Source organism: Streptomyces sp. NBC_00690 (assembly GCF_036226685.1).
In the GTDB taxonomy this organism is placed as follows: domain Bacteria; phylum Actinomycetota; class Actinomycetes; order Streptomycetales; family Streptomycetaceae; genus Streptomyces.
Genome location: NZ_CP109009.1, coordinates 3,365,142 through 3,390,027 on the forward strand (window position 1 = coordinate 3,365,142; position 24,886 = coordinate 3,390,027).

Consider the following 24,886-nt stretch of genomic DNA (forward strand, 5'->3'; position numbering starts at 1 on the left):
CAGCGCACGACACCAAAGCGCAAGACCGTAGCCCAATCGGGCCGACCGCCGCGACGCAATAACGACGACGGTCCGGGAGATATCCGACTGAAAGTGCACTATGGGCATATGAGTCAGGAGCCCCAGCAGGGTTGGACCCCCCGGGACGAGACCGTCTCGGCACCCGGGCAGCCGCAACCGCGCGGGAACCGGCCCCGACGCACCGGCTGGCGGCGCCTCGTACCCACCTGGCGGGCCGTCATCGGCGCGATCCTGCTGATCGCACTCCTCCTGATCGGCGGATTCGCGGCCGGATACCTGCTCGTCGACATCCCGCCCGCCAACGCCACCGCAACCGCCCAGTCCAACGTGTACCTCTACGCGGACGGCACCCAGATCGCCCGGGACGGCGAAGTCAACCGGGAGAACGTCCAACTCGCCCAGGTCCCCCTGACGGTGCAACGCGCCGTCCTGGCCGCAGAAGACCGCAACTTCTACTCCGAACGGGCCGTCGACCCCAAAGCCATGGTCCGCGCCGCCTGGAACACCCTCACCGGAAAGGGCAAACAATCCGGCTCCACCATCACCCAGCAGTACGTCAAGAACTACTACCTCGGCCAGGAGCAGACCCTCTCCCGGAAATGGAAGGAATTCTTCATCTCGATCAAGCTCAGCCGTGAGCAGAGCAAGACCGAAATCCTCCAGGGATACCTCAACACCAGCTACTTCGGACGCAACGCCTATGGAATCCAGGCCGCGGCCCAGGCGTACTACGGCAAGGACATCGAGGACGTCGACACCGCCGAAGGCGCCTACCTCGCATCCCTCCTGAACGCGCCCAGCGCCTACGACGTCACCACCCACCCCGAGAACCGGAGCTCAGCCCTCGGCCGCTGGAACTACACCCTCGACGGCATGGTCAAGGAAGGCTGGCTCAGCGAGGCCGAACGGGCGGCGATGACCTTCCCCGCACCGCAGGAGGCCAAGCCCGCCATCGGGCTCTCCGGACAGCGCGGCTATGTCGTCCAAGCCGTCGAGGAGTACGTGACCAGCCACGACATCATCGACGAGAACACCCTGGCCGCCGGCGGCTACCGCCTCACCACCACTCTCCAGCGCGCCAAGCAGGACGCGTTCGTCGAAGCCGTCGACGACCAGGTGACATCCCGACTCGACCAGGACCGCAAGGCCGACCGCAACGTACGCGTCGGCGGCGCGGCCATCGACCCCGAAACCGGCAGGGTCGTCGCCCTGTACGGCGGCATCGACTACACCCGCCAGTACGTCAACAACGCGACCCGCCGCGACTACCAGGTCGGCTCCACATTCAAACCCTTCGTCTTCACCTCAGCGGTGGAGAACGACTCACGAACCCAGAACGGCCGCCGCATCACCCCCGAAACCATCTACGACGGCACCGACCGACGACCCGTCCGCGGCTGGAGCGGAGGCCGCTACGCCCCCGAAAACGAGGACGGCATCTCCTACGGACCCATCACCGTCCGCGAAGCCACCGACCGTTCCGTGAACTCCGTGTACGCCCAGATGGCAGTCGACGTGGGCCCCACCCAGGTCCGCCAGACCGCGATCGACCTCGGCATCCCGGCCACCACCCCGGACCTGACCGCCAGCCCCTCCATCGCACTGGGACCCGCGACGGCCAGCGTGCTCGACCTGGCCGAGGCGTACGCCACCCTCGCCAACCACGGCCGCCACGGCACCTACGCCCTCGTCAGCAAAATCACCAAAGATGGCACGGCCGTACGACTCCCCCCGACCGACACCCGACAGGCCGTCAGCCGAGAAGCCGCCGACACCACCACCTCCATCCTCCAGAGCGTCGTCGACGACGGCACCGGCACCGCCGCCCAATCAGCGGGACGCCCGGCAGCAGGCAAGACCGGCACCGCCGAAGAGGACAAGGCAGCCTGGTTCGCCGGCTACACCCCCCAGCTCGCCACCGTCGTCGCCGTCATGGGCCAGGACCCGGAAACCGGTGCGCAAAAACCCCTGTACGGGGCGCTCGGCCTCCCGCGGATCAACGGCGGCGGGGCACCCGCACGCATCTGGGGACAGTTCACCGGAATGGCACTGGAAGGCACGGAGATCACCGAGTTCGACCTGGAACTAGAACCCGGCGCAAACGAACCGGAACCTATGCCCGAATCACCCGACGAGGACTCGTCCCCACCCCCGTCCGAGCCCGACGACGACAGCCCATCGCCCGAACCCAGCGAAGAAAGCCCCGACGAGAGCCGCGCACCGAGCGAAAACCCCTCAGCAGACGACACGGGCACCGCGGACACCGGGGACGGCGACACAGGCGGGGGCGACAGCAGCGCACCTCAGGGAACCGGACCGGCAGGCCCCGGCCACGATCCGCGCCCCGGCGGCCATCGCGACGGCCCCGGCGACCACAGCAGATTCCAGGACACCGGCCCGGGAGCGCGAAGGCCCGACGGCCGCACGGGAGAAGAGCAGCCGGGCGCACCGCCACCGAACCACCACAACGCGCCGATGCCTCAGGGCCGGGCCAACGAGAAGGGGTGACGAACGCCCTCGGCGCCGCCACCCCCACTCACCAATACGACCTCAGTGACCGGACGTCGCCTTCAGTCCGACCACGGCGACCAGCAGCAGCGAGACAAAGAAGATACGGGCTGCCGTCACCGGCTCGTTCAGGGCCACCATGCCCACGATCGCCGCACCGGCAGCACCGATACCGACCCACACGCCGTACGCCGTGCCGATCGGCAGCGTCTTCGCCGCCTGCGCCAGCAAGAACATGCTCGCGACAATGCCCGCGCCCGTGAAAACACTGGGCCAGAGCTTGGTGAAACCATCGGTGAACTTCATACCGATCGACCAGCCGACCTCAAGCACACCGGCGATGATCAAAAGAACCCAGGCCATGACGGCACCTCCGAGAGACACGATTTCAACGGGGTGCGTCGTCTTTGCCAGCCCGGTACGGCGCGTCTCGTCGGGGTTGGTTCCACCGTAGCAAATCAACGGCGGAAGGGCTGGTGAGATCAGTCACCAGCCCCCATGGGCCACCGGAACCGCAGCCGGAGCAGAGCAGAAAAGTGCAGGCCAGCGAGGGGCACAGCGCAGGTCGACCCGGATCGGCAGGGGACAGCAGGTGCCAATCCGGGTCAGAGGTAGAGCCCGGTGGAATCCTCGGAACCCTGGAAACGATCAGCGGCCACCGCATGCAGATCGCGCTCCCGCATCAGCACGTACGCCACGCCCCGGACCTCGACCTCGGCCCGGTCCTCAGGGTCGTACAACACCCGGTCACCGACCTCCACCGTCCGCACGTTCTGTCCGACCGCAACCACCTCGGCCCAGGCGAGGCGCCGGCCGACCGCCGCGGTCGCCGGGATCACAATGCCGCCCGTGGAACGACGCTCGCCCTCCGGACCGTCGGTGCGCACCAACACGCGGTCGTGCAGCATGCGAATGGGCAGCTTGTCGTGCTGGGTGCCGTGCTCATGACTGTTGGGGCTCACCCGATGAACCTACCTGCCCCCGGGCGGTTCACCCGCCCACGGGTCACCGACGGCGCTTGCGTCCGGTGGAAACGGCCATCAGCCCCACCAATCCGACCACGGCCACCGCCAGTGGCACCAGCCGTTCCAGTCGCGGTGCGCCGTCGGCCGAGACGAACACTGCCCGTACGTCCGACACCTTGCCGTTGACCGTGGCGAAGGCCCGTCCCGCGGTCCGATCGACCGTGGAAGCCGCCTTGGCCTTCGCATCGCCGATGATCGTCTTGGGGTGCACCCGCACCCCGATCTCGTCGAGCGTCTCGGCAAGCTGGTCGCGCCTGCGGACGATGTCCGCCTCGATCTGCGCAGGGGTCCTCGCGTCCGACACCGCGCTGCCTCCGTGGTCGTGTCCAGTGTGTTCTTCGTCGACAGTCTGTCAGCTCTGCCGCGCACCTACCCGCCGGCACCCCTATTACGCTCGACGGCGTACACCCGCACGGCTTGACGAGGAGAACCATGAGCGAGCGACTTAAGCCCGGCGATCCGGCCCCCGACTTCACCCTCCCCGACGCGGACGGCAACGAGGTGTCGCTCGCGTCCCACAAGGGCCGCAAGGTGATCGTGTACTTCTACCCGGCGGCCCTCACCCCCGGCTGCACCAAGCAGGCGTGCGACTTCACGGACAACCTTGAGCTGCTGGCCGGCGCGGGTTACGACGTGATCGGCGTGTCGCCGGACAAGCCGGAGAAGCTGGCCAAGTTCCGGGACAAGGAGGACCTCAAGGTCACCCTGGTCGCGGACCCGGACAAGGAAGTCCTGACCGCGTACGGGGCGTACGGCGAGAAGAAGTTGTACGGAAAGGTCGTCACGGGGGTCATCCGGTCCACGGTGGTGGTGGACGAGGAGGGCAAGGTGGAGCATGCGCTCTACAACGTGAAGGCGACCGGGCATGTCGCAAAGATCATCAAGGATCTGGGCATCTGAACCCCGCCCCGGGCCAGGGGCCTCCTTCGATGACCGGCTCTGGTTCGACCATCTGACGGCGTCCGAAGGGCCCCAATCTTTCGACCAAAGCGGGAGCGGCAACTCCACATTTCGCACGTAACCGCTTCGAATATCGGTTCGTTAGTCCGTTCGGGTCGCAGAACCGCGATCCGGACGGAGGAACCATGGGCAAGAGCCCCTATACAGAGGATCGCCTCGCCGCAGCGGCACAATCTTCGCGAACGCTGACCCAGGCACTGGTCCACCTCGAAATCGACCCGAAGAGTCCAACGCGCAAGTACATCAGCGAGCGGATGAAGCGGCTCGGAATATCCACCGACCATTTCGAACGTGAAGGGGCACGGTGGACGCGAGACATCCTTGAACCGGCTGTGGCGGCTTCGACCAGCGTGTACGAGGTACTGCGGTGGCTGGGCATCGAGGCTGTGGGAGGTCACCACACGAACATCAGCCGCCGTATCAAAGCTTATGGAATCGACACCTCCCACTTCCGGCCCCCGCCGCCCAGCGGAAGGGCTCGACGGCGCGCGCCGGGATCGCTGCTGGTGGAACAGCCCCCTCAGGGCGCTCGGCGCATCCGGGGCGAGCGTCTCAAACGCGCCCTCGCGGCCACCGGCGTGCCCAACCGATGTGTTCTGTGCGGGACCGGCCCGTTGTGGCGCGGGCGCCCCCTTCCGCTGGAGGTCGATCACATCGATGGTGACTGGCGCAACAACCGGATCGAGAATCTACGTATCCTCTGCCCCAACTGTCATTCGGCCACGGACAACTACCGAGGTCGTGGAAAGGGCGGGCGAACAGCCGTCGCCCAGTGCGCTGAGGCCAGGACGACCGAATGAGTTCGGCCGCCAGGCGCTATACGCCCGCAGAACTGAGGACAGCAGCGCAGCAGTGCACGAGCCTGGACGAGGTCATCGCATTCTTCGGCACGTCCCCCTACGAAGGACTGAAGCGCCATCTGCTCCGCTGTTTCGAACAGAACGGCATCGACGTCTCACATTTTCCGCGACGCCGACGCAGCGGACCGCGGCCCTCAAGCGCCGAACTGCGCACGGCGGTGGCGGCCTCAAGCTCCTTGGCTGAAGCGCTGAGGCGACTCGATCGGCGGGACAACGGTGTTCAACGGGCGGCTTTGCGCAACTGGATAGCGGAAGAAGCCCTCCCGACATCCCATTTCCTGGGCCAGGCACAGGGACGGGGAAAGCCATCCACCACGCCGAGGGCGAACGCGGTGCATGTACTCACCAGGCGCAGAGGCGGCCACCGAACGAAGACGGCCCGGTTGCGTCAGGCTCTGCGTGATCTCGGGTTGCCGGAGCAGTGCGCCGGCTGTGGCACTGGACCTGCGTGGCAGGGTCGGACGATGACGCTGGAGATCGACCACATCAATGGCGATCCACTGGACGATCGTGCGGAGAACCTTCGACTGCTGTGCCCCAACTGCCATGCGGTCACCAGTACATGGTGCCGGGGCGGCAGGCCCCGAGACGCACGGGCAAACGAGGGCGCCGAAACGTCGGAGCAGCCGCTACCATAACGGTGGGCTGGCGGCCGTGGCGGAATTGGCCTACGCGCGACATTTAGGATGTCGTGGGAGAAATCCCTTGAGGGTTCGAGTCCCTCCGGCCGCACACCTTGGAAACGAAGGCACGCTTCTCGGTAGTCGAGGGCGTGCCTTCGTTCTTTCCATCCGGGCGCTCTCAGGCCAGCAGTTCCCCGATGGCCGGGACCAGGGCCCGGAATGCCTTGCCGCGGTGGCTGATCGCGTTCTTCTCCGCCGGGCTCAGCTCCGCCGCCGTACGGGTCTCGCCCTCCGGCTGGAGGATCGGGTCGTAGCCGAAGCCGTTCGTACCGGCCGGGCGGGCGCGCAGGGTTCCGAGCATCCGCCCCTCGACGACCCGTTCCGTGCCGTCGGGGAGTGCGAGCGCCGCAGCGCAGAAGAAGTGGGCTCCGCGGTGCTCCGGCGCGATGTCGGACAGTTGGGCGAGGAGCAGATTGAGGTTGGCGGTGTCGTCGCCGTGTGTTCCGGCCCAGCGGGCGGAGAAGATTCCGGGTGCGCCGCCGAGGACGTCGACGCAGAGGCCGGAGTCGTCGGCGACGGCTGGCAGGCCGGTCGCTTGTGCGAGCGCGTGTGCTTTGAGCAGGGCGTTCTGGGCGAAGGTGACCCCGGTTTCCTTGACGTCGGGGATCTGGGGGTAGGCATCCGCGCCGACGAGTTCGTGCGGCAGTTCCGCGTCGGCGAGGATGGCCCTCAGTTCGGTGATCTTCCCGGCGTTGCGGGTGGCAAGGATGAGTCGGGTCATACACCGATTATCGGCGAGTGCCGTGTGGGGGTGGACCCGGGTGGTCGGGTCAGGGGCTGCAGACCTTGCCGATCTCGGAGGCGGCGTCGGTGACGGGCTTGAGGTCGGGGGTGGCGTCGCCGCCTTCGATGGCCTTGCGGACGTTGGCGACGCCGGCGTTCAGATCGTCGACGGCCTTGGTGAGGTCGGCGTTGTCGGTCTTGTCGCTGAGGCTGTCGAGCTCTTTGTCGATGTCGTCGAGTGCCTGGCGGGCCTGGGCGGGGTTCTCGGTCGCGTTGGAGGCGGCTTCGGTGAGCTTGTCGACGCTGGTCGCGATGGCCTCGGCGGTCTCCACGCAGTCGAGGGCCTTGTCGATGGCGCTACAGCCCACGGTGATCGGGATGATCAGGGCGGTGGTAGCGAGCGTGAGTGCGATACGGCGGCGCGCAGACATGGAACGGTCCCTCCCGGATACGGCCGGGCGCACGGTTTGGCCCGTGCGCCCGTGTCCTTAACGACGCCCGCTGGGGCGTTCTTGGTTGCTTCTTTACCCAGTCGGCGGGCCGGGTACTGGAGTGCCGGTCCGGTGGAGGCTTTCCCCGTACTGAAGAGGGGTGAGGAAGCGAGCCGCCCGGGTGCCGGGGTGCGGCGGGGCGGTTTAGGCCGGTGCCCGTCGCTGGGCGAGGGTCATGACCGATGCGTTCGCCGCCGCGGGGCCGGGCGGCAGGTGCGGGTCAGGCCGTGGTGTCCGTGCGGCCGAGTGCTTCGAGCTGGAGGGCGGCGAGGTCGGTGCAGCCTGCGGTCGCCAGGTCGAGGAGGGCGTTGAGCTCCTTGCGGTCGAAGGGCTCGGCTTCGGCGGTGCCCTGGACCTCGACGAAGCGCCCGTCTCCGGTGCAGACGACGTTCATGTCGGTGTCGGCCCGGACGTCTTCCTCGTAGCAGAGGTCAAGGAGAGGTGCGCCGTCGACGATGCCGACCGATACGGCGGACACGGTGCCGGTGAGGGGCTTGCGTCCGGCGCGGATGAGCTTCTTCTGTTGCGCCCAGCTGACGGCGTCGGCGAGTGCGACGTAGGCGCCGGTGATGGCGGCGGTGCGGGTGCCGCCGTCGGCCTGGAGCACGTCGCAGTCGAGGACGATCGTGTTCTCGCCGAGTGCTTTGTAGTCGATGACGGCTCGGAGGGACCGGCCGATGAGCCGGCTGATCTCGTGGGTGCGTCCGCCGATCTTGCCGCGGACGGATTCGCGGTCGCCGCGGGTGTTGGTGGAGCGGGGCAGCATCGAGTATTCGCCGGTGACCCAGCCTTCGCCGGTGCCCTTGCGCCAGCGCGGTACGCCTTCGGTGACCGAGGCGGTGCAGAAGACTTTGGTGTCGCCGAAGGAGATGAGGACGGAGCCCTCTGCGTGCTTGCTCCATCCGCGCTCAAGGGTGACCGGGCGGAGCTGTTCGGGGGTGCGGCCGTCGATGCGAGACATGAGGGTGAGCCTATCGGCTGTGCGGAAGGGCCCCGTCCCCTGGTTTTCGCCGTGGGGAGGAGGCCCTTTCGCATGTCTGTGCCAGGGTTGGGCTGAGGGGCGGTCAGCTCACATCATGTCTTCGATGTCGGCGGCGATCGGGTCGGCGTCGGTGCCGATGACGACCTGGATCGCGTTGCCCATCTTGACGACTCCGTGGGCGCCGGCGGCCTTGAGGGCGGCTTCGTCGACCTTGGCCGGGTCGATGACTTCGGTGCGGAGGCGGGTGATGCAGCCTTCGATCTCCTCGATGTTCTCGATGCCGCCGAGGCCGGCGACGATCTTCTCAGCCTTGCTGGCCATGTTCTCTCCCTGCGTTCCTAGGGCGCCTTGGGTGGTCGCCCGGTGCTGCGTCGGCCCACCAATGGCCCGCTTTGTCACGTTAACGCACGGTTGGCCCAACTTCACGGGCGAGTGACCGGTTCATCGCTCAAGATAACGATCACCGGCGTTCCGTAGATGACCGAGGACACGGGCCCCGACCGAGGGCGCGACATCAGTCATGGGTGACCCGGAGCCTTGCCGCAACTGGTCTACACCAGTCTGCAACACCTGCCAACCGGGCCAGTTCCAGGAGGGACGTCGATGAGCTCCGAGAGCGCCGCCGCCGCCAGATCGCAGCCGTCCTGGGGCAGCAAATTGTTCCAGGGGCTACAGAAGATGGGGCGCAGCCTTCAGCTCCCCATTGCTGTGCTGCCCGCGGCCGGCATTCTCAATCGCCTCGGCCAGCCCGATGTCTTCGGTTCGGAGGGGCTGGGCTGGAACGACGTGGCGAAGGTGATGGCGGGCGCGGGTGGCGCCCTGTTGGACTCCAACATCGGTCTGCCGCTGCTGTTCTGCGTGGGTGTCGCCATCGGCATGGCGAAGAAGTCGGACGGTTCGACGGCGCTGGCTGCGGTGGCGGGCTTCCTCGTCTACTACAACGTGCTGCGGCAGTTCCCGGAGGACTGCCCCGATCAGGCGCAGGCCGTGGCGACGGGGTGTCAGGCGCCGGACAATTCGGTGGCGGCCTTCACCTATCAGAACCCCGGGGTCTTCGGCGGCATCGTGATGGGCCTGCTGGCTGCGTACTTCTGGCAGCGTTTCCACCGGACGAAGCTGGTGGACTGGTTGGGCTTCTTCAATGGCCGCCGACTGGTGCCGATCATCATGGCGTTCGTCGGCATCGGCATTGCGGTGATCTCCCTGTGGGTCTGGCCGCCGGTGGGCCGGGGTCTGGAGAGCTTCAGCGACTGGTTGGTGGAGTTGGGTCCGTGGGGTTCGGGCATCTTCGGGGTCACCAACCGGGCCTTGTTGGTGATCGGCCTGCATCAGTTCTTGAACGTGCCGATCTGGTTCCAGTTGGGCAGTTACACCAAGCCGGACGGCACGGTGGTGCACGGTGACATTTCGATGTTCTTGGCGGGTGACCCCGATGCGGGTCAGTTCACGACGGGGTTCTTCCCCATCATGATGTTCGCCTTGCCCGCGGCGGCTTTGGCCATCACCCATTGCGCGCGACCTCATCGGCGCAAGGAGATCGGCGGGTTGATGCTGTCGGTCGCCCTGACGTCGTTCGTCACGGGGATCACGGAGCCGCTGGAGTATTCGTTCCTCTTCGTGGCGCCGGCGCTGTATGCGGTGCATGCGGTGCTGACGGGTGTCTCGATGGCGGTGACATGGGCGTTGGGGGTGAAGGACGGCTTCAGTTTCTCCGCCGGTCTGATCGACTACGTCATCAACTGGTCCTTGGCGACCAAACCTTGGCTGATCATTCCGATCGGGCTCGGTTTCGCCTTGGTGTACTACGTGGTGTTCCGGTTCGCGATCATCAAATTCAACATCCAGACGCCGGGGCGTGAACCGGAGGAAGTCGGCGATGAGATGGAACGCGAGAATGTGAAGTAGCAGCACATCCGCGACGGCATTCTTCCGGTGCGGGCACAGGGAATGGGGCGGGTTTCCCGGGCCCATTCAGGTTGGCCGGGAGGGCGAATTCGCCGCCTCGGACGGCTGACAGGATGGGCCGGTCCGCGTGTGTCCGGTCGGTGCTGGGTGGTAGAAGGGCGGGTTTGAGGGCGGGAAGCCTCGATGGCTTCCCGCGCTTGTTCTGTTGTCGGGCTTGTTCTGTTGTCGGGCTTGTTCTGTTGTCGGGCTTGTTCTCTTGTCCGGGCCGCGCGGTCGGTGCCGGGTTTCGTCGTGTCTCGCAGTGGCTGCCGTTCCCACCGGCGATTTCCGACGCCCGGGTCGTTGTGCTGCGCTTTCCCCAGTGTCATGAGTGGCTTCGAGCAGCTCCGCCGGACGCTCGACGTGGGTGCGGGTTCCGATCGCCGCGGTGCCGGTCCTGCGCCTTTCCGATGCGTTCCCGATGCGTTCCCGATGCGTTCCCGATGGGTTCCCAGTGCGTTCCGACCCCCCGTATTCATGATCGAATCCATTCACCCACGACGCCCGCTCGGCGGTGTTGGAATTCACATATCGCACGCCACATTCGATGCTTTTCCCCTGTTCCTCATCGACTCCCCTCATGTTAAAAAGGTCTACACCACTTAGTGGTGTAGACCATGCGGATCGCCGCACCCCCTTGTAGACGCCGCCTCCCCGCTTCTCGTCCTCGCGGCGCCTTGCTCCCCTGGAGGAAGTTGATGTCCACCGCCAGCACCGCCCCGGCGGATCGGAAAAAGTGGGGCGCGGGCGCGATGGCCGTCATGCAGCGCATTGGCCGCAGCCTGATGCTCCCCGTCGCCGTACTTCCCGCCGCCGCGCTCCTCGTTCGACTCGGCAATGACGACATGCTCGGCCGTGAGTCGTTCCCGTCCTTCCTCACCGAGATAGCCGGCTATATGCACGCCGGCGGCAACGCGATCCTCGACAATATGGCGTTGTTGTTCGCTGTCGGCATCGCCATCGGCTTCGCCAAGAAATCCGACGGCTCGACCGCGCTCGCGGCCGTCACCGGCTATCTGGTCTTCAAGAGCGTGCTCGGTACGTTCACCGATAAGAACCTGCCGAAGGTCGCCGAAGTCGTGGACGGCGCCATCGTGATGCGGGAAGCACCCGTGGACGCCAAAGTCCTCGGCGGTGTGGTGATGGGCCTGGTGGTCGCCCTGCTCTACCAGCGTTTCTACCGCACCAAACTGCCCGACTGGGCCGGCTTCTTCGGCGGTCGACGGCTGGTTCCGATACTGTCCGCCTTCGCCGGACTGCTGATCGGCATCGCCTTCGGATTCCTCTGGCCGGTGCTCGGCACGGCCCTGCACAACACCGGTGAGTGGCTGGTCGGCTCCGGCGCGGTGGGTGCGGGCATCTTTGGTGTCGCCAACCGCGCGCTCATCCCGGTCGGCATGCACCATCTCCTGAACTCGTTCCCCTGGTTCCAGGCGGGTTCCTACGACGGTAAGAGCGGCGACATCGCCCGCTTCCTGGCCGGTGACCCGACGGCCGGGCAGTTTATGACCGGCTTCTTCCCGATCATGATGTTCGCCCTGCCCGCGGCCTGTCTGGCAATCGTCCACTGTGCCCGCCCGGAGCGGCGCAAGGTGGTGGGCGGAATGATGTTCTCGCTGGCGCTGACGTCGTTCGTGACCGGTGTGACGGAGCCGATCGAGTTCACCTTCATGTTCATCGCGCCGGTGCTCTACGCCGTGCACGCGGTACTCACCGGGGTCTCCCTGGCGCTCACCTGGGGTCTGGGGATGAAGGACGGTTTCGGCTTCTCGGCCGGTGCGGTCGACTTCCTGCTGAATCTGGGGATCGCGTCCAATCCCTGGGGCCTGGCACTCGTGGGGCTGTGTTTCGCCGTCGTCTACTACGTGGTGTTCCGCTGGGCCATCACCCGGTTCAATCTGCCGACTCCGGGGCGGGAGTCGGACGAGGAACTGGCTGACCTCATGAAGGCGGAGGCCAAATAGGCCGCTCACCACCTCCGCCCGTGCCCCTGGTTGCCGCGATGGAACCGGGGGCTTCGGCCTGTATGACCGCCTGTCATGAACAGCCGCGGCCGGCCCCGGACGCATGTCCGGCAACGGGGTGCGGCCTCCGCGGGCCGGCAGATCGGCCGCGCCCGGCGGCCTCGCCTTCGGCCGGCGGCTGTCCGCGGGCGGCGAGCGACGGGCGGCCGGCTCAGACCTCGTACACGGCGCCCGGTACGGCGATCTCCGCAGGTCCCCGGTACTCGGCGCGGGCATCGGCGAGATTGCGCTGCCCGTCCGTCCACGGCGGTACGTGCGTCAGTACCAGCCGACCGGCCCCCGCCCGCTGTGCGTGGGCGCCCGCTTCCCTGCCGTTGAGATGGAGATCGGGCACGTCTTCCTTGCCATAGGTGAAGGACGCCTCGCACAGGAAGAGGTCCGCCCCTTCGGCCAACTCGTCCAGCGCATCGCAGACGCCCGTGTCGCCCGAGTACGTCAGTGTCCTGCCGCCGTGCTCCAGCCTGATGCCGAACGCCTCGACGGGATGGGCCACCCGTTCCGTTCGCACGGCGAAGGGCCCGATGTCGAAGCTGCCGGACTTCAGGGTGTGGAAGTCGAAGACCTCGCTCATCGAGGACGGCGAGGGGGTGTCCGCGTACGCCGTGGTCAATCGCTGCTCGGTGCCTTCGGGGCCGTACACGGGCAGCGCTGGGCAGCGACCGCCGTCGTGCCGGTAGTAGCGCGCGACGAAGTACGCGCACATGTCGATGCAGTGATCGGCGTGGAGATGGCTGAGGAAGATGGCGTCGAGGTCATAGAGACCGACGTGGCGCTGCAACTCGCCGAGGGCGCCATTGCCCATGTCGAGGAGCAGCCGGAAGCCGTCGGCCTCTACGAGGTAGCTCGAACAGGCCGATTCCGCGGACGGGAACGACCCCGAGCAGCCGACGACGGTGAGCTTCATGGAGCCTGAACCTCCGTTGACGGGGAGGGCTGGGGTGGGGGGCGTGCGGTGGATCGAGCGTAAAGCGCAAAAGGGGGCACCGCTCCTTCGGGGAGGGGGGGTGTGGGGGAACTCACCTGCGCTGTCACCGATTCGGAGGGCGCGCGGGGCGCAAGGGTGGGAGCGCACGGGGCGTGAGGGTGGCGAAAAGCCCCGATCCCTTGGTAAAGGGACCGGGGCTCATGGACGGTCGATCTGCTCGTTCCGCTGGCTCGGGGGTGGCCCGGGAGCGTTCGAGCGGTGGTGTGGGGTCCGGCTGCTTCGGTGCCCCGGCCCGCGTCGTCGGTGAGGGTGCGGTGCCGCGGTGGTCCGGGCGGTTGTCGCCGTCCGTCTGGCAGCTGGGCTGCTGTGATCGGGCGGCTCGGCCGCGTGGTTCGGACGGACGGCGACAGGTGGACGGCGACGGGTGGAGGCCGGGGCTCGGTCGGCTGGGGCTCGGGTCGGCTGGGGGTTCAGGCCCAGAGCTGTCCTTGGAGGAGGTCGATGGCCTCTTCCGTGGTCTTGGCCGTGTACACACCGGTGGAGAGGTACTTCCAGCCACCGTCGGCGACGACGAAGACGATGTCGGCCGACTCGCCGGCATTGACCGCCTTCCTGCCCACGCCGATGGCCGCGTGGAGTGCGGCGCCGGTGGAGACTCCGGCGAAGATGCCCTCTTGCTGGAGCAGTTCCCGGGTGCGGGTCACGGCGTCCGCCGAGCCGACGGAGAAGCGGGTGGTGAGGACGGTGGCGTCGTAGAGCTCGGGGACGAATCCCTCGTCGAGGTTGCGCAGCCCGTAGACCAGGTCGTCGTAGCGCGGCTCAGCGGCGACGATCTTGACGTCGGGTACGTGTTCGCGCAGGTAGCGGCCCACGCCCATCAGGGTGCCGGTGGTGCCGAGGCCGGCGACGAAGTGGGTGATGGACGGCAGGTCCGCGAGGATCTCCGGCCCGGTGCCGGCGTAGTGCGCTCCGGCGTTGGCGGGGTTTCCGTACTGGTAGAGCATCACCCAGGAGGGGTTCTCGGCGGAGAGTTCCTTGGCGACGCGGACGGCGGTGTTGGAGCCTCCGGCGGCCGGTGAGGAGATGATCTCGGCTCCCCACATGGCGAGCAGTTGGCGGCGCTCCTCGCTGGTGTTCTCCGGCATGACGCAGACGATGCGGTAGCCCTTGAGCCTGGCGGCCATGGCGAGGGAGATGCCGGTGTTGCCCGAGGTGGGTTCCAGGATGGTGCAGCCGGGTGTGAGCCTGCCGTCCTTCTCGGCCTGCTCGATCATGAAGAGCGCGGGGCGGTCCTTGATGGAGCCGGTCGGGTTGCGGTCCTCCAGCTTGGCCCAGATGCGGACGTCGTCGGACGGCGAGAGCCGCGGTAGGCGCACCAGGGGGGTGTTGCCGACCGCGGCGAGGGGGGAGTCGTAGCGCATCAGCGCATTCCCGCACGCCACCGGGCGGAACGGGGGTGCGTCGCGGTCGATCCGCCGGCGACGGCCGGGAGGATCGTGACGCTGTCGCCGTCGGAGAGTTCGGTGGCGATGCCGGCGAGGAATCGGACGTCCTCGTCGTTGAGGTAGACGTTGACGAAGCGGCGGAGTTCACCGCCTTCGACGATGCGCTCCTGGATGCCGTTGTGGCGGGAGTCGAGGTCGGCGAGGAGTTCGGCGATGGTGCCTCCACTGCCTTCGACGGCCTTCTCCCCGTCGGTGTAGGTGCGGAGGATGGTCGGGATGCGGACCTCGATGGCCATGGTGTGGGCTCCTGTCGGGACGGTGGCTCAGGGCGCGCGTCTGACCCCCGCGCGAGGGGGTGGTGCTCGTACGGTCGCGCTCGGCCTGGCGGTGCGGTTCGGGCCTCGGTCAGGGCGCGGTCCGGGCCGTACACATCGCGCTTGCGAGGCGGCACAGGTCGACGTGCAGCCGCGCCACGAGCAGGACTGTGCTCGGCGTCTTGTCGCTCACGTCATGGGGAACCATGCGGTCATCGTATCGATTCCCGGTCCGGATTCTGGAGTGTGATCTCAGATGATGGATGCATTCTGCTCACAGTGCGGGCACTGTCCGGCGCGGGACAGTGTTTCGGGCCTGTTGCGGGGTGCTGGAGGACCGGCTCAGTAGCTCTCCACGACCTTGATCTCTTCCTCGGTGATCACGCCGTCCACGATGCGGTACGAGCGGAACTGGAAGGGGCCCTCCTCGTCCTTGTCGGCGGTGGAGACCAGGACGTAGTGGGCGCCGGGCTCGTTGGCGTAGGAGACGTCGGTGCGGGAGGGGTACGCCTCGGTCGCGGTGTGCGAGTGGTAGATGATGACCGGCTCTTCGTCGTTGTCGTCCATCTCCCGGTACAGCTTGAGGAGGTCCGCGGAGTCGAACTCGTAGAAGGTGGGCGATCGGGCGGCGTTGAGCATGGGGATAAACCGCTCGGGGCGGCCCTCGCCGACGGGTCCGGCGACGACGCCGCACGCCTCGTCGGGGTGGTCGGCGCGGGAGTGGGCGACGATCTGGTCATAGAGGGCCTGGGTGATAGTCAGCATGCCGATCAGGATAAGCAGCCCGTCCCAACCGGCTCGGGGCAGCGGCTCCCGGTGGGCCCGGGCACGGCACGGGCACGGCACGGGCACGGTACGGGGCCACAGCACTGGCACGGGGTCAGGACCCGGGCACGCTCTGGCCAACCGGTGGTACGAAGCGGCCGGGAGCAGTCGTCCGCTCCCGGCCGGTCAGTACCGGGCCAGTCCGATCGTGTCCGGTCAGCTCCTGGCCAGTCCGATCGTGCGACGGTGTCGTGGAACGCCGTCAGCGTTTGGCGAAGGCGCTGCCCTGCGGATTGCGCTTCTTGAGTGAGCGATAGCTGACGAGCAGTCCGAGCGCCCACAGGGGAGCGCAGTAGAGGGAGATCCGCGCTTCCTCGTCGATGCCCATCATCACGATGACCATGGCGATGAAGGCGAGCGCGAACCAACTGGTCCAGGGTGCACCGGGGGCCTTGAAGGAGGACTGCGGCACTTCGCCGCGGTCGGCCTTGGCCCGGTACCGGAGCTGGCTGATGAGGATCATGATCCAGGCCCACATGCCGGAGATGGTGGCGAAGGAGACGACCTTGTTGAATGCCTCTCCCGGCCACTGGTAGTTGATCCAGACGCCGATCATCATCAGTCCGGCCGAGAAGGTGGTGCCGATGAGCGGGGTGCCGTTCTTGGTGAGCCGGGTGAAGAGGGCGGGGCCCTGGTTGTTGAGGGCGAGGTCGCGCAGCATCCGGCCGGTGGAGTACATGCCCGAGTTGCAGGACGACAGGGCTGCGGTGAGGACGACGAAGTTCACGATGCCCGCGCCGACGGCGAGGCCCATCTTGTCGAAGGCGGCGACGAAGGGGGAGACGCCGGGCTGGAAGTTCGTCCAGGACACCACGGAGAGGATCATGATGAGTGCGCCGATGTAGAAGACGGCGATCCGCCAGGGCACGGTGTTGATGGCCTTGGGCAGGGTCTTCTCGGGGTCCTTGGACTCGCCCGCGGTGACGCCGACCAACTCGACGGCGAGGAAGGCGAACATCACGATCTGAAGGGTCATCAAGGTGCCGCCGATGCCCTTGGGGAAGAATCCGCCGTCGCTCCACAACAGGGAGACGGACGCGGAGTCACCGGCGTCGGAGAAGCCGAGGGTGAGGATGCCGATGCAGATGAGGATCATGCCGACGATGGCGGTGACCTTGATCATCGAGAACCAGAACTCCAGCTCGCCGAAGAGCTTCACGGAGATCAGGTTGGCCCCGTACAGCACGAGGGTGAAGACCAGTGCGGAGATCCACTGGGGTATGTCGAACCAGTAGGTCATGTACTGGGCAGCGGCGGTCACCTCGGTCATCCCGGTGACGACCCAGAACAGCCAGTACGTCCAGCCGGTGGCGAAGCCGGCGAAGGGGCCGATGAACTCGCGGGCGTACTCCGAGAAGGAACCGGCCACGGGGCGGTACATCAGCAGTTCGCCGAGGGCCCGCATGATGAAGAAGATGACCAGGCCCGCGATGGCGTACGCGAGGATGAGGCTGGGGCCGGCTTTGGAGATGGCCTTGCCCGCGCCGAGGAAGAGTCCGGTCCCGATGGCGCCGCCGATGGCGATCATCTGGATCTGTCGGGCCCCGAGTCCGCGGTGATATCCCTGGTCCGACTCGTCCCGGTGGGGTGTTCCGGTGTCCGGTGGGGTGACGACTGCGTTGGGGCCGCCCGGCCCGTTCTCGTCGCCTACCTGCACTGAAGTCATGTGGTTTGCGCCCTTTCTCCATCTGATCCGCCCCGCTGCGGCTGGCGCGCGGGCGCGGATCAGGTCCTGATCCCCCCGGATGTGGATGGAGTGCCACCGGCGGTCGGCCGGCTCAAGCGCCGCAAGGGGCCGTGGGTGGGGTCCCTGGCGGTCGTGAAGATCTATCACGGCCGTTTTGACGATCGTCGACGGCGAGTGTGGGGCACACCACAAGCAGAAGGGGAGAAAGGTCCCTTGGCGCGGCAAACGGGACCGTTCAGGTGACGTGATCGTTATTCGGATTTGAGGGTGCGCTGAGCGTACGGGGGACGTGGGTCGGGGCCTCGCACACTGGTCCGGCGGTTGCGGGGGCGTCGATGACTCCCGGGTCCGATGGCGATTGCCGGGCCGGACGGCGGCACCCGGGTCCGACGGCCCTCGAACGGCGATCGGCCCCGCACCCCTCCGGTGGGAGGAGCACGGGGCCGGTCGTGCATCGGTGGGTCTGCCGGGTCGCAGCGGGGCTGCCGGGGCAGGTCAGGTCAGGCGTCGGGCATCAGGCGTCGGGCATCAGGGTCTCGACGAGCGTCTCCTGTAGCGCGCCGAGCCAGAGGTAGGCCATCACCATCGGCTTGCGCGGATCGTCGTCGGGGAGGTGGTAGAGGTCGTCGCTCTCGTCATCGTCGGAGACATCGAGCCGGGTTCCGATGGTGATGCGCAGGTCGTTGAGGGCGCCGAGCCAGTTGTGGCACTCGTCGGCGGTCAGTTTGAGGACCGCCCCGCCTTCACCGCCGACCGTGAGCTCGTCGAGGGTGCGGACGACGCAGAGGACGTCGGTGCGCTTGCGGGAGCGCAGGTCGTTCTCGGTGAACCGTCTGAACTCGGCCGAGGCGGCTTGCAGCTCGTCGGTCTGGTCGGTGACGTCGGGGCCGGTGTACGCCTCGGGGAAGAGCCGGGCGAGCGCCGGGTCACTGGGCGGCTCGGACGGTCCGTTGGTGAACAGCGCCGCAAGCGGGTCCTCGCCCTCCACCGGCTCTTCGCCGGGCCCGATCAGCTCCAGGAGCTGTACGGCCAGGGAGCGCAGGATGGAGATCTCGACCTCGTCGAGGGCGACCGCGGCCCCGCCGCCACCGATGGCTTCGAACTGTCCCGCCATCAGTTGCGGTCCTGGGAGAGGGTCGCCCACAGACCGTAGCCGTGCATGGCCTGGACGTCGCGCTCCATCTCCTCGCGACTGCCGCTGGAGACCACGGCACGGCCCTTGTGATGGACGTCGAGCATCAGTTTGCGCGCCTTGTCCTTGGAATAGCCGAAGTATGCCTGGAAGACATAGGTGACATAGCTCATCAGATTGACCGGGTCGTTGTGGACGAGCGTCACCCACGGCACGTCCGGCTCGGGGACAGCGAAAGGCTTCTCCGCGGACTCGGTGCGTTCGATCTCAGTGGGAGCAACACTCACCTGGTCCATGCTGCCACTCACAGGGCCTCGACGCACAAACGGCCCCCGCGTCCCAGCCAGTCTCTCGCCCTCGGGAGCGCCTCCCGGCCGGCACGGGGACAGGGGGTCACGACGGAAATCCAGCAGGTCACGGAAGCTGACCGAAAGGCCATCTCGTCAGATTGACGAAATGTGGGGTAGCATCCTGGCCATGGCTGGATCGCCCGGGGTCTTCCGGGCTCCGACGATGACAGAGCGAGGTTGAGTGCCGTGAACACTGCGGACCTGGGGCTCCCGGTGGATGTCCCCTCGACGGCCCTCTTTACCGATCAGTACGAGTACACGATGGTCCAGGCGGCCCTCAAGGCCGGCACCGCCGACCGCCGCTCGGTCTTCGAGGTCTTCACCCGCAGACTGCCCGGCGGGCGGCGCTACGGAGTGGTGGCCGGTACGGGCCGGGTGCTGGACGCCGTGGAGAACTTCCGCTTCGACGCGGGAGTGCTCGGCTTCCTGCGCGAGCAGCGGATCGTCGATGAACCCACCTTGGAGTGGCTGGCCTCCTACCGCTTCAGCGGCGACATCTGGGGCTACCCAGAGGGCGAGGTGTACTTCCCCGGCTCTCCGCTGATGCGGGTGGAGGGGTCCTTCGCCGAGTGCGTGCTGCTGGAGACCGTGATTCTCTCCATCCTCAACCACGACTCGGCGATCGCCGCAGCCGCCTCACGGATGTCCGCAGCCGCGGGCGGGCGGCGACTGATCGAGATGGGCGCCAGGCGCACCCACGAGCTGTCCGCGGTGGCCTCGGCGCGCGCGGCCTACGTCGGGGGATTCGACTCCACCTCCGACCTCGCGGCGGGCTTCCGGTACGCGATTCCGACCGTCGGAACCAGCGCCCACGCCTTCACCCTGCTCCACGACAGCGAGCGGGACGCCTTCCGGGCCCAGGTCGACTCGCTGGGCCGCGGCACCACCTTGCTGGTCGACACCTACGACGTGACCGAAGCAGTCCGTACGGCGGTCGAGATCGCCGGGCCGGAGCTCGGCGCGGTCCGGATCGACTCCGGTGATCTGCTGCTCGTCGCCCACCGGGTGCGTCAGCAGCTCGACGAGCTCGGGGCGCAGAACACCAAGATCGTGGTCACTTCCGACCTGGACGAATACGCCATCGCCTCCCTGGCAGCCGCACCGGTGGACGCCTACGGAGTCGGTACGCAGCTGGTCACCGGCAGTGGCCATCCGACCTGCTCCATGGTCTACAAGCTGGTCGCCCGCGCCCGGTCCGCCGAGCCGGACGCCCCGCTGGAGCCGGTGGCGAAGAAGTCCCTCGGTGCGAAGTCCTCGATCGGCGGTCGCAAGTGGGCGGCGCGCCGGGTGGACGACGAGGGCGTCGCGGAGGCGGAGGTGGTGGGCCTCGGTCCGGTGCCCGCCGACCTCGTCGAGCGCCAACTGCTCGTCGAGCTGGTCAAGGGCGGCGAGGTCATCGGCCGGGAGCCGCTGGAAGCAGCTCGACAGCGGCACATCACGGCCCGGACCGGGCTGCCGATGTCGGCCATCCAGCTCTCCCGGGGTGAGCCCGTCCTCCCGACGGAGTATGTATGACGTACGTATGAACTGCTTGTCGGTGGGGAGCCTCTTCCCATGCGGCGGACCGGGTGACGGGGCTCGGCTGCGCCGCAGCAGCCCTGCCATCACCCGTCCGCCGAGCAGTACGCCCAGCACTCCCTAAGGACAGCCGCCATGCACCGCGCCTTGATCGTCGTCGACGTTCAGAACGACTTCTGCGAAGGCGGCAGCCTCGCGGTGAAGGGAGGTGCCGACGTCGCCGCGGCCATCACCGACCTCATCGGCCAGACCGTGCCCGCGGGCTACCGCCATGTCGTCGCCACCCGCGACCACCACATCGATCCGGGCGACCACTTCTCCGAGACGCCCAACTTCGTGACGAGTTGGCCGCGGCACTGCGTCGCCGGCACCGAGGGCGTCGGCTTCCACCCGAACTTCGCGCCCGCTGTGGCGTCCGGAGCGATCGACGCGGTCTTCGACAAGGGCGCGTATGAGGCGGCCTACAGCGGCTTCGAGGGCGCCGACGAGAACGGCATGACGCTGGCGCAGTGGCTGCGCGACCACGACGTCACCGAGGTGGATGTCGTGGGCATCGCGACCGACCACTGTGTGAAGGCGACCGCGCTGGACGCCGCCCGTGAGGGCTTCACCACCCAGGTGCTGCTGGATCTGACGGCGGCGGTCTCCCCCGCGACGACGGCACAGGCGCTGAAGGACCTGCGCGCTGCCGGAGTCGAGATGTCGGGCAAGCCGGTGGACTTGGCCTGAGTCCGCTCCGGGCGCACCCGGTGGGGGCCCGCAGCGGGCCCGGCCAGGTGCGTCCTAGCCGCTTCTAGGCGGACGTGGGGGCCGGGACGGCCTCTCCGCCCGGCAGCGGTGCCCAGTGGGCCCGCTCCCTCAGGCGGGTGCGTATCGGGTGCCAGAGCTCCGCTCCGCTCCCGGGCTGGGTGCGCCACAGCAGACCGTCCGGGTGGTGGAGCACCGCGGTGATCTCGTCCGGGGTGGGGGGTTCCGCGTTCCCCCGCAGATACACCGCCCGCAGCCCCAGGTTCCGTAGCCGGGTCAGCGCCCGCGCTCGGTTCGGCGCGTGCACCAGGAAGCGGGCCGGGCTCCCGTCGCCCAGCGGACTGGGCAGGCTGAGCGCGACGACCACGCTGCCGCTCGGCAGCTTGCTGAAACCTCCGCCTGGCATGGCGAACCACTCCCCCGTGAGATGGCGTGTCAATAACGGTCTGGCACCACGCACCTAAACACGATCGGCCGCTGCCCGCCAGGGGGCAACGGCCGATCATGCTCTGACCTGGACTTATTATCTTCTACTTGGTGGAGGGGCCGACCTTCACCGTGATCGTCGAGCCGGTCCGCGACTCCTTGACGATCGAGATCTTGGTGTTGGTGTCAGTTACCTTCACACCGGCGGTCGGGTTCTCCGGGTACCAGTAGACGCCCTTGCGGTCATCGAAGATCGGGTTGCCCGACTTCGTCTTGATCGTCGTCGGGGCGTCCGCGCGGTGCAGCGTGAGCGCATCGGTACGGAAGGTGCTGAAGGTGGAGTCGAACGCCTGGATGCGGTTGCGCATCAGGGTGCCGTCCGCCCACTTCAGCGGGGTGGCGTTGGCGTCGATCGGCAGCACGCGACCCGCTCCCGGGTGGGCGCTGGTGTTGTTGTCGCGCTGCGAGGTGTCCCACAGCCAGACCAGCAGACCGTTCTGGTACGGGTAGTGCTCGACCCAGGAGTCCTTCGGCGCCTTGAACCCGAAGTTGTACGGGCCGACCTTGAGGGTCTTGTCGTACGAGACGTACTGGCGGTTCTCCGCCAGGTAGTACTGCTCGTACTCCTGGGTGAAGGACTCGCCTATGCGGGAGAAGCCCTTCGCGGTCCAGGCCGCGTCGGTCGCCTCGGCGTTGTCGGTGAACAGCGCGGTGCCGTCCGCCTTGACCGTGATCTCGTCGGCCGCGAAGCCCTTGCCGCCGGCGCCGCCGTCCGTCTGGTAGCGGAAGCGGACGTCGACCTTCTTGCCCGCGTAGGCGTCGAGCGGGTAGACGAGCTTCTTGTGGGCGCCCGACACGTCGGTCAGCGCGGGTGCGTTGCTGGCGTCGCGGGTCAGGGGCGCGCCGTCGGCCGTGCCGTCGAGCGCGGTCCAGTTGGCTCCGCCGTCCGTCGACACCTCGGTGTAGAGGTAGTCGTACCCCTTCTCGATCTCCCACCAGCCGGAGAGTTCGAGGGAGGCGCTGGACTTGCCGGTCAGGTCGACCTGGCGGGAGAGCGTGTTCTTCAGGTTGTCGCCCTGGTTGCTCCACCACTGGCCGGTGCCCTGGGCGGGCTTGACGATCGTCCGCGTGACGGGCTTCTTCGGCAGTTCGACGATCAGCGCCTGCGGCCGGGTGGTGTTGTAGGCGGCCACGCCGAGGGTGTGCGTCGACTTGGTCGCCGCCTTGCCCTTGGTGTAGTTGAGCCAGCCGAGTTGGAGCTTGTCCCAGGCGGTCATGTCGCCGGGGAGGTCGCCGATGGAGTCCTTGCCGTTGCCGAGCCAGGAGCCGGACGACATCAGGGTCCAGAAGCCGGTCGAGTTCTCGCCGCGGCCCGAGGTGTCGTAGTGGTCGGGCAGACCGAGGTCGTGGCCGTACTCGTGGGCGAAGACGCCGAGGCCGCCGTTCTCGGGCTGCATCGTGTAGTCGCCGACCCAGATGCCGGTGTCACCGATCTGGGTGCCGCCGGCCCTGTTGTGGGCCGGTCCGGTCTGCCCGGCGTCGGTGCCGTACGCGTACCAGCGGTGCGCCCACAGGGCGTCCGTGCCCTGGGCGCCGCCGCCTGCGGACTCGTCCTCACCGGCGTGCACGATCTGGAAGTGATCGATGTAGCCGTCGGCCTCGTTGAAGTTGCCGTCGCCGTCGAAGTCGTAGCGGTCCCAGAGGTCGTACTGGGCGATGTCGGCCTTGATCTGGGCGTCCGTGCGGCCCTTGGCGCGCTGGTCGGCGACCCAGGCGGTGACTCCGTCGCGGACGGTGTCCCAGACGTTGTCGCAGTTGGAGTCGCCGCAGTAGTTGGAGCCGTAGCGGGCCTCGTTGTGCTCGACCTTGACCCAGTCGGAGACCGTGCCGGCGACCGAGTAGCGGCCCGATGAGGTCTTCTCGTAGTAGGTCTTCAGGGACTCCTTGGGCTTGCCGGCGGTGTCCTTGCCGGAGCCGAAGTAGAGGTCCTGGAAGTGCTGACGGTTGTAGTCGGCCTGCCAGGCCGTGGAGTTGTCGACCGCGCGATCGGGCTTGGCGATCGCGTTGTGCAGCGGACCCGGGGTGCCGCCGTACTTCTTGACCGGGGGCTGAGGGCCGCCGGGGCCGTCCGGGTCGTACACCGTGGTGTCGTCGACCTTGTCGCCGAACTCGACCAGGATGGTGAAGATCTTGTCGGTCTTCTCCCGGCCCAGCTCGACGTACTTCTTGTCGTCGAGCTTGACGACCTTGGACCCACCGCGCTGCTGCACGGTCGCGTCCCCGGCTATGACCTGCTCCAGCGCCGCCTGGCGCTCCATCTCCTGTTGCTTGCTGAACGGGCCGTCGAGATCGTGCTCGACATGACCCTTGTGCGGAGCCGGGTCGTGGCGCTCGATGGCTGTCGGCGCCGCCTTGGCGTGGGACCCCTGATCCCCCGCCTGTGCGGTGCTGAACGCCGAGGCCGTGGCGGTGGTCGCGGCAAGCGCGACGAGCACCGCGGACGCTCTGATCGTCCGTCGTCTGGTGGTCACTTGGTGGTGTCCTCCCCTGCGTTCCTTCGCCGCGGACCGATGTGGGGTTGTTGTCCGCGGGAGGCGTCGCGTCACAAGTGACGGCATTCGACCGTAGTGGAGGAAGAAAAGACAGACCTTGACACGGACATTCCAACTGCACTATGCAGACGCTCAGTTCCGATTTTCGGACATGACGGCTGCGCAAAACCGGCGCATGGAACAGGCCAAGTCTTGCCCTGTATGAATCCGTGCGCCCCCTATGCACCGACCCCTGACCTGCGCCGGGTCAGGTGACGCTTACCCCAGGTTCCGTCCGGGCATCGAGCACCGTAGAGTCTTCTGTCAGTGCGATTGCGTTGTGTCAGACCCTCGACCGTTTCCCGACCACCATGCCTCCCGGCATAGCCCCAGGACGGATACCGTCATGCCTCGTCCGACTGCCGCACAGCTCGCCTCCGGTTCGGCCACCGTCGTGCTCTGCGCACTGGCCCTGCTGCTGCTCACCGAAGCCACCGGCCTCCTCGCGATCGCGGCCATCGGCCTCGGTTCGATGGTGCTGGGACTGACCGTCGCGGTGGCGGTCCCCATCGGCCGGGCAGCACGGGCGGCCAAGGCCGCCGGGACGGCCCGCTCGCTCTCCGCGAGCTACCGCGCCGCAGCCGGCCGCACCACGTCGGCACCCTCCGCCGACGGTCTGACCACCCAGGTCCGCTCCTCGCGCGAGCACTCGCTGCGCCGCTGACGCCGACCCATCGCTGTGGCCGGCGCCTCCAGCGCCCCGGA

26 protein-coding genes, 1 tRNA gene and 1 riboswitch are annotated in these 24,886 nt (G+C 67.6%); of the genes, 10 read left to right on the plus strand and 17 right to left on the minus strand.

Going from position 1 to position 24,886, the window contains the following annotated elements:
• Positions 1-108 precede the first annotated feature (108 nt).
• Positions 109-2,529: a transglycosylase domain-containing protein gene (locus tag OID54_RS14780; protein ID WP_329019486.1), complete on the plus strand. Its 2,421-nt coding sequence runs from the start codon at positions 109-111 to the stop codon at positions 2,527-2,529.
• A 42-nt stretch (positions 2,530-2,571) separates the two neighbouring features.
• On the opposite strand, the gene OID54_RS14785 is transcribed toward OID54_RS14780, so the two are convergent.
• The 3 genes from OID54_RS14785 to OID54_RS14795 form a co-directional block, all read right to left on the minus strand.
• Entirely contained in the window at positions 2,572-2,892 is a 321-nt protein-coding gene (locus OID54_RS14785; RefSeq protein WP_329019489.1) for a DMT family transporter, read from the minus strand.
• Positions 2,893-2,924: 32 nt separating this feature from the next.
• A riboswitch (guanidine-III (ykkC-III) riboswitch) is annotated at positions 2,925-2,984 on the minus strand.
• A gap of 150 nt (positions 2,985-3,134) precedes the next feature.
• A complete protein-coding gene (locus tag OID54_RS14790) occupies positions 3,135-3,491 on the minus strand; it encodes a GroES family chaperonin (RefSeq protein WP_329019492.1) in 357 nt (118 codons plus the stop codon).
• Positions 3,492-3,534: 43 nt separating this feature from the next.
• The gene (locus OID54_RS14795; RefSeq protein ID WP_329019495.1) at positions 3,535-3,858 is read right to left on the minus strand and encodes a DUF3618 domain-containing protein; all 324 of its coding nucleotides are present in this window, start codon (positions 3,856-3,858) and stop codon (positions 3,535-3,537) included.
• Positions 3,859-3,986: 128 nt separating this feature from the next.
• On the opposite strand from OID54_RS14795, the gene bcp reads away from it, so the two are divergent.
• From bcp to OID54_RS14810, 4 genes are all read left to right on the plus strand, one after another.
• The gene (gene bcp / locus OID54_RS14800; protein ID WP_329019498.1) at positions 3,987-4,454 is read left to right on the plus strand and encodes a thioredoxin-dependent thiol peroxidase; all 468 of its coding nucleotides are present in this window, start codon (positions 3,987-3,989) and stop codon (positions 4,452-4,454) included.
• A gap of 185 nt (positions 4,455-4,639) precedes the next feature.
• A complete protein-coding gene (locus OID54_RS14805; protein WP_329019501.1) occupies positions 4,640-5,314 on the plus strand; it encodes an HNH endonuclease signature motif containing protein in 675 nt (224 codons plus the stop codon).
• Positions 5,315-5,838: 524 nt separating this feature from the next.
• A complete protein-coding gene (locus OID54_RS39200; RefSeq protein WP_443055588.1) occupies positions 5,839-6,012 on the plus strand; it encodes an HNH endonuclease signature motif containing protein in 174 nt (57 codons plus the stop codon).
• 10 nt (positions 6,013-6,022) lie between these two features.
• Positions 6,023-6,106, plus strand: a tRNA-Leu gene (locus OID54_RS14810).
• Positions 6,107-6,175: 69 nt separating this feature from the next.
• Here OID54_RS14810 and rdgB read toward each other — a convergent pair.
• The 4 genes from rdgB to OID54_RS14830 all read right to left on the minus strand — a co-directional run bounded on the left by rdgB (position 6,176) and on the right by OID54_RS14830 (position 8,679).
• Positions 6,176-6,778 carry an RdgB/HAM1 family non-canonical purine NTP pyrophosphatase gene (rdgB, locus tag OID54_RS14815; RefSeq protein WP_329019504.1) on the minus strand — a complete coding sequence of 201 codons (603 nt, stop codon included), beginning with the start codon at positions 6,776-6,778 and terminating at the stop codon, positions 6,176-6,178.
• Positions 6,779-6,827: 49 nt separating this feature from the next.
• Positions 6,828-7,211: a hypothetical protein gene (locus tag OID54_RS14820; RefSeq protein WP_329019506.1), complete on the minus strand. Its 384-nt coding sequence runs from the start codon at positions 7,209-7,211 to the stop codon at positions 6,828-6,830.
• Between the two features lie 280 nt (positions 7,212-7,491).
• Positions 7,492-8,232, minus strand: coding sequence for a ribonuclease PH (gene rph, locus OID54_RS14825; protein ID WP_329019509.1), 741 nt, complete (start codon positions 8,230-8,232; stop codon positions 7,492-7,494).
• A gap of 108 nt (positions 8,233-8,340) precedes the next feature.
• On the minus strand, positions 8,341-8,679 hold the full coding sequence (locus OID54_RS14830) for a PTS glucose/sucrose transporter subunit IIB (protein ID WP_329019511.1): 339 nt from the start codon (positions 8,677-8,679) through the stop codon (positions 8,341-8,343).
• A gap of 177 nt (positions 8,680-8,856) precedes the next feature.
• Here OID54_RS14830 and OID54_RS14835 point away from each other — a divergent pair, with 177 nt between their 5' ends.
• Positions 8,857-10,158, plus strand: a complete 1,302-nt coding sequence (locus OID54_RS14835) for a PTS transporter subunit EIIC (protein ID WP_329019514.1) — start codon at positions 8,857-8,859, stop codon at positions 10,156-10,158.
• Between the two features lie 737 nt (positions 10,159-10,895).
• Positions 10,896-12,161, plus strand: coding sequence for a PTS transporter subunit EIIC (locus OID54_RS14840; RefSeq protein WP_329019517.1), 1,266 nt, complete (start codon positions 10,896-10,898; stop codon positions 12,159-12,161).
• Positions 12,162-12,372: 211 nt separating this feature from the next.
• On the opposite strand, the gene OID54_RS14845 is transcribed toward OID54_RS14840, so the two are convergent.
• The 8 genes from OID54_RS14845 to clpS all read right to left on the minus strand — a co-directional run bounded on the left by OID54_RS14845 (position 12,373) and on the right by clpS (position 18,845).
• Positions 12,373-13,125, minus strand: a complete 753-nt coding sequence (locus tag OID54_RS14845; protein ID WP_329019520.1) for an MBL fold metallo-hydrolase — start codon at positions 13,123-13,125, stop codon at positions 12,373-12,375.
• Between the two features lie 491 nt (positions 13,126-13,616).
• Positions 13,617-14,567 (minus strand): PLP-dependent cysteine synthase family protein, encoded by a 951-nt coding sequence (locus tag OID54_RS14850; protein WP_329019524.1) that lies wholly within the window; start codon positions 14,565-14,567, stop codon positions 13,617-13,619.
• The gene (locus OID54_RS14855; RefSeq protein ID WP_329019527.1) at positions 14,567-14,887 is read right to left on the minus strand and encodes a MoaD/ThiS family protein; all 321 of its coding nucleotides are present in this window, start codon (positions 14,885-14,887) and stop codon (positions 14,567-14,569) included. The genes OID54_RS14850 and OID54_RS14855 overlap by 1 nt, the downstream gene beginning before the upstream one ends.
• A gap of 109 nt (positions 14,888-14,996) precedes the next feature.
• Positions 14,997-15,113 carry a putative leader peptide gene (locus OID54_RS14860; protein ID WP_329019529.1) on the minus strand — a complete coding sequence of 39 codons (117 nt, stop codon included), beginning with the start codon at positions 15,111-15,113 and terminating at the stop codon, positions 14,997-14,999.
• A 134-nt stretch (positions 15,114-15,247) separates the two neighbouring features.
• Positions 15,248-15,670, minus strand: a complete 423-nt coding sequence (locus tag OID54_RS14865) for a M67 family metallopeptidase (protein ID WP_329019532.1) — start codon at positions 15,668-15,670, stop codon at positions 15,248-15,250.
• Positions 15,671-15,932: 262 nt separating this feature from the next.
• Entirely contained in the window at positions 15,933-17,396 is a 1,464-nt protein-coding gene (locus OID54_RS14870) for an amino acid permease (protein ID WP_329019538.1), read from the minus strand.
• Between the two features lie 535 nt (positions 17,397-17,931).
• Positions 17,932-18,531, minus strand: coding sequence for a DUF2017 domain-containing protein (locus OID54_RS14875; RefSeq protein ID WP_329019541.1), 600 nt, complete (start codon positions 18,529-18,531; stop codon positions 17,932-17,934).
• Positions 18,531-18,845, minus strand: coding sequence for an ATP-dependent Clp protease adapter ClpS (gene clpS, locus OID54_RS14880; protein WP_250922541.1), 315 nt, complete (start codon positions 18,843-18,845; stop codon positions 18,531-18,533). Before clpS ends, OID54_RS14875 begins: the two co-directional genes overlap by 1 nt.
• Positions 18,846-19,085: 240 nt before the next feature.
• Between clpS and OID54_RS14885 the strand changes: the two genes are divergently transcribed.
• Together OID54_RS14885 and OID54_RS14890 are read left to right on the plus strand one after the other, a co-directional pair.
• A complete protein-coding gene (locus tag OID54_RS14885) occupies positions 19,086-20,414 on the plus strand; it encodes a nicotinate phosphoribosyltransferase (protein WP_329019544.1) in 1,329 nt (442 codons plus the stop codon).
• A gap of 138 nt (positions 20,415-20,552) precedes the next feature.
• Entirely contained in the window at positions 20,553-21,146 is a 594-nt protein-coding gene (locus OID54_RS14890) for an isochorismatase family protein (protein ID WP_329019547.1), read from the plus strand.
• Positions 21,147-21,210: 64 nt separating this feature from the next.
• On the opposite strand, the gene OID54_RS14895 is transcribed toward OID54_RS14890, so the two are convergent.
• Together OID54_RS14895 and OID54_RS14900 are read right to left on the minus strand one after the other, a co-directional pair.
• Complete coding sequence (locus tag OID54_RS14895; protein ID WP_329019550.1) at positions 21,211-21,570, minus strand: hypothetical protein; 360 nt, start codon at positions 21,568-21,570, stop codon at positions 21,211-21,213.
• A gap of 124 nt (positions 21,571-21,694) precedes the next feature.
• Positions 21,695-24,121, minus strand: coding sequence for an immune inhibitor A domain-containing protein (locus OID54_RS14900; RefSeq protein WP_329019553.1), 2,427 nt, complete (start codon positions 24,119-24,121; stop codon positions 21,695-21,697).
• Positions 24,122-24,527: 406 nt separating this feature from the next.
• Here OID54_RS14900 and OID54_RS14905 point away from each other — a divergent pair, with 406 nt between their 5' ends.
• Complete coding sequence (locus tag OID54_RS14905; RefSeq protein WP_329019557.1) at positions 24,528-24,845, plus strand: hypothetical protein; 318 nt, start codon at positions 24,528-24,530, stop codon at positions 24,843-24,845.
• The last annotated feature ends 41 nt before the right edge of the window (positions 24,846-24,886 follow it).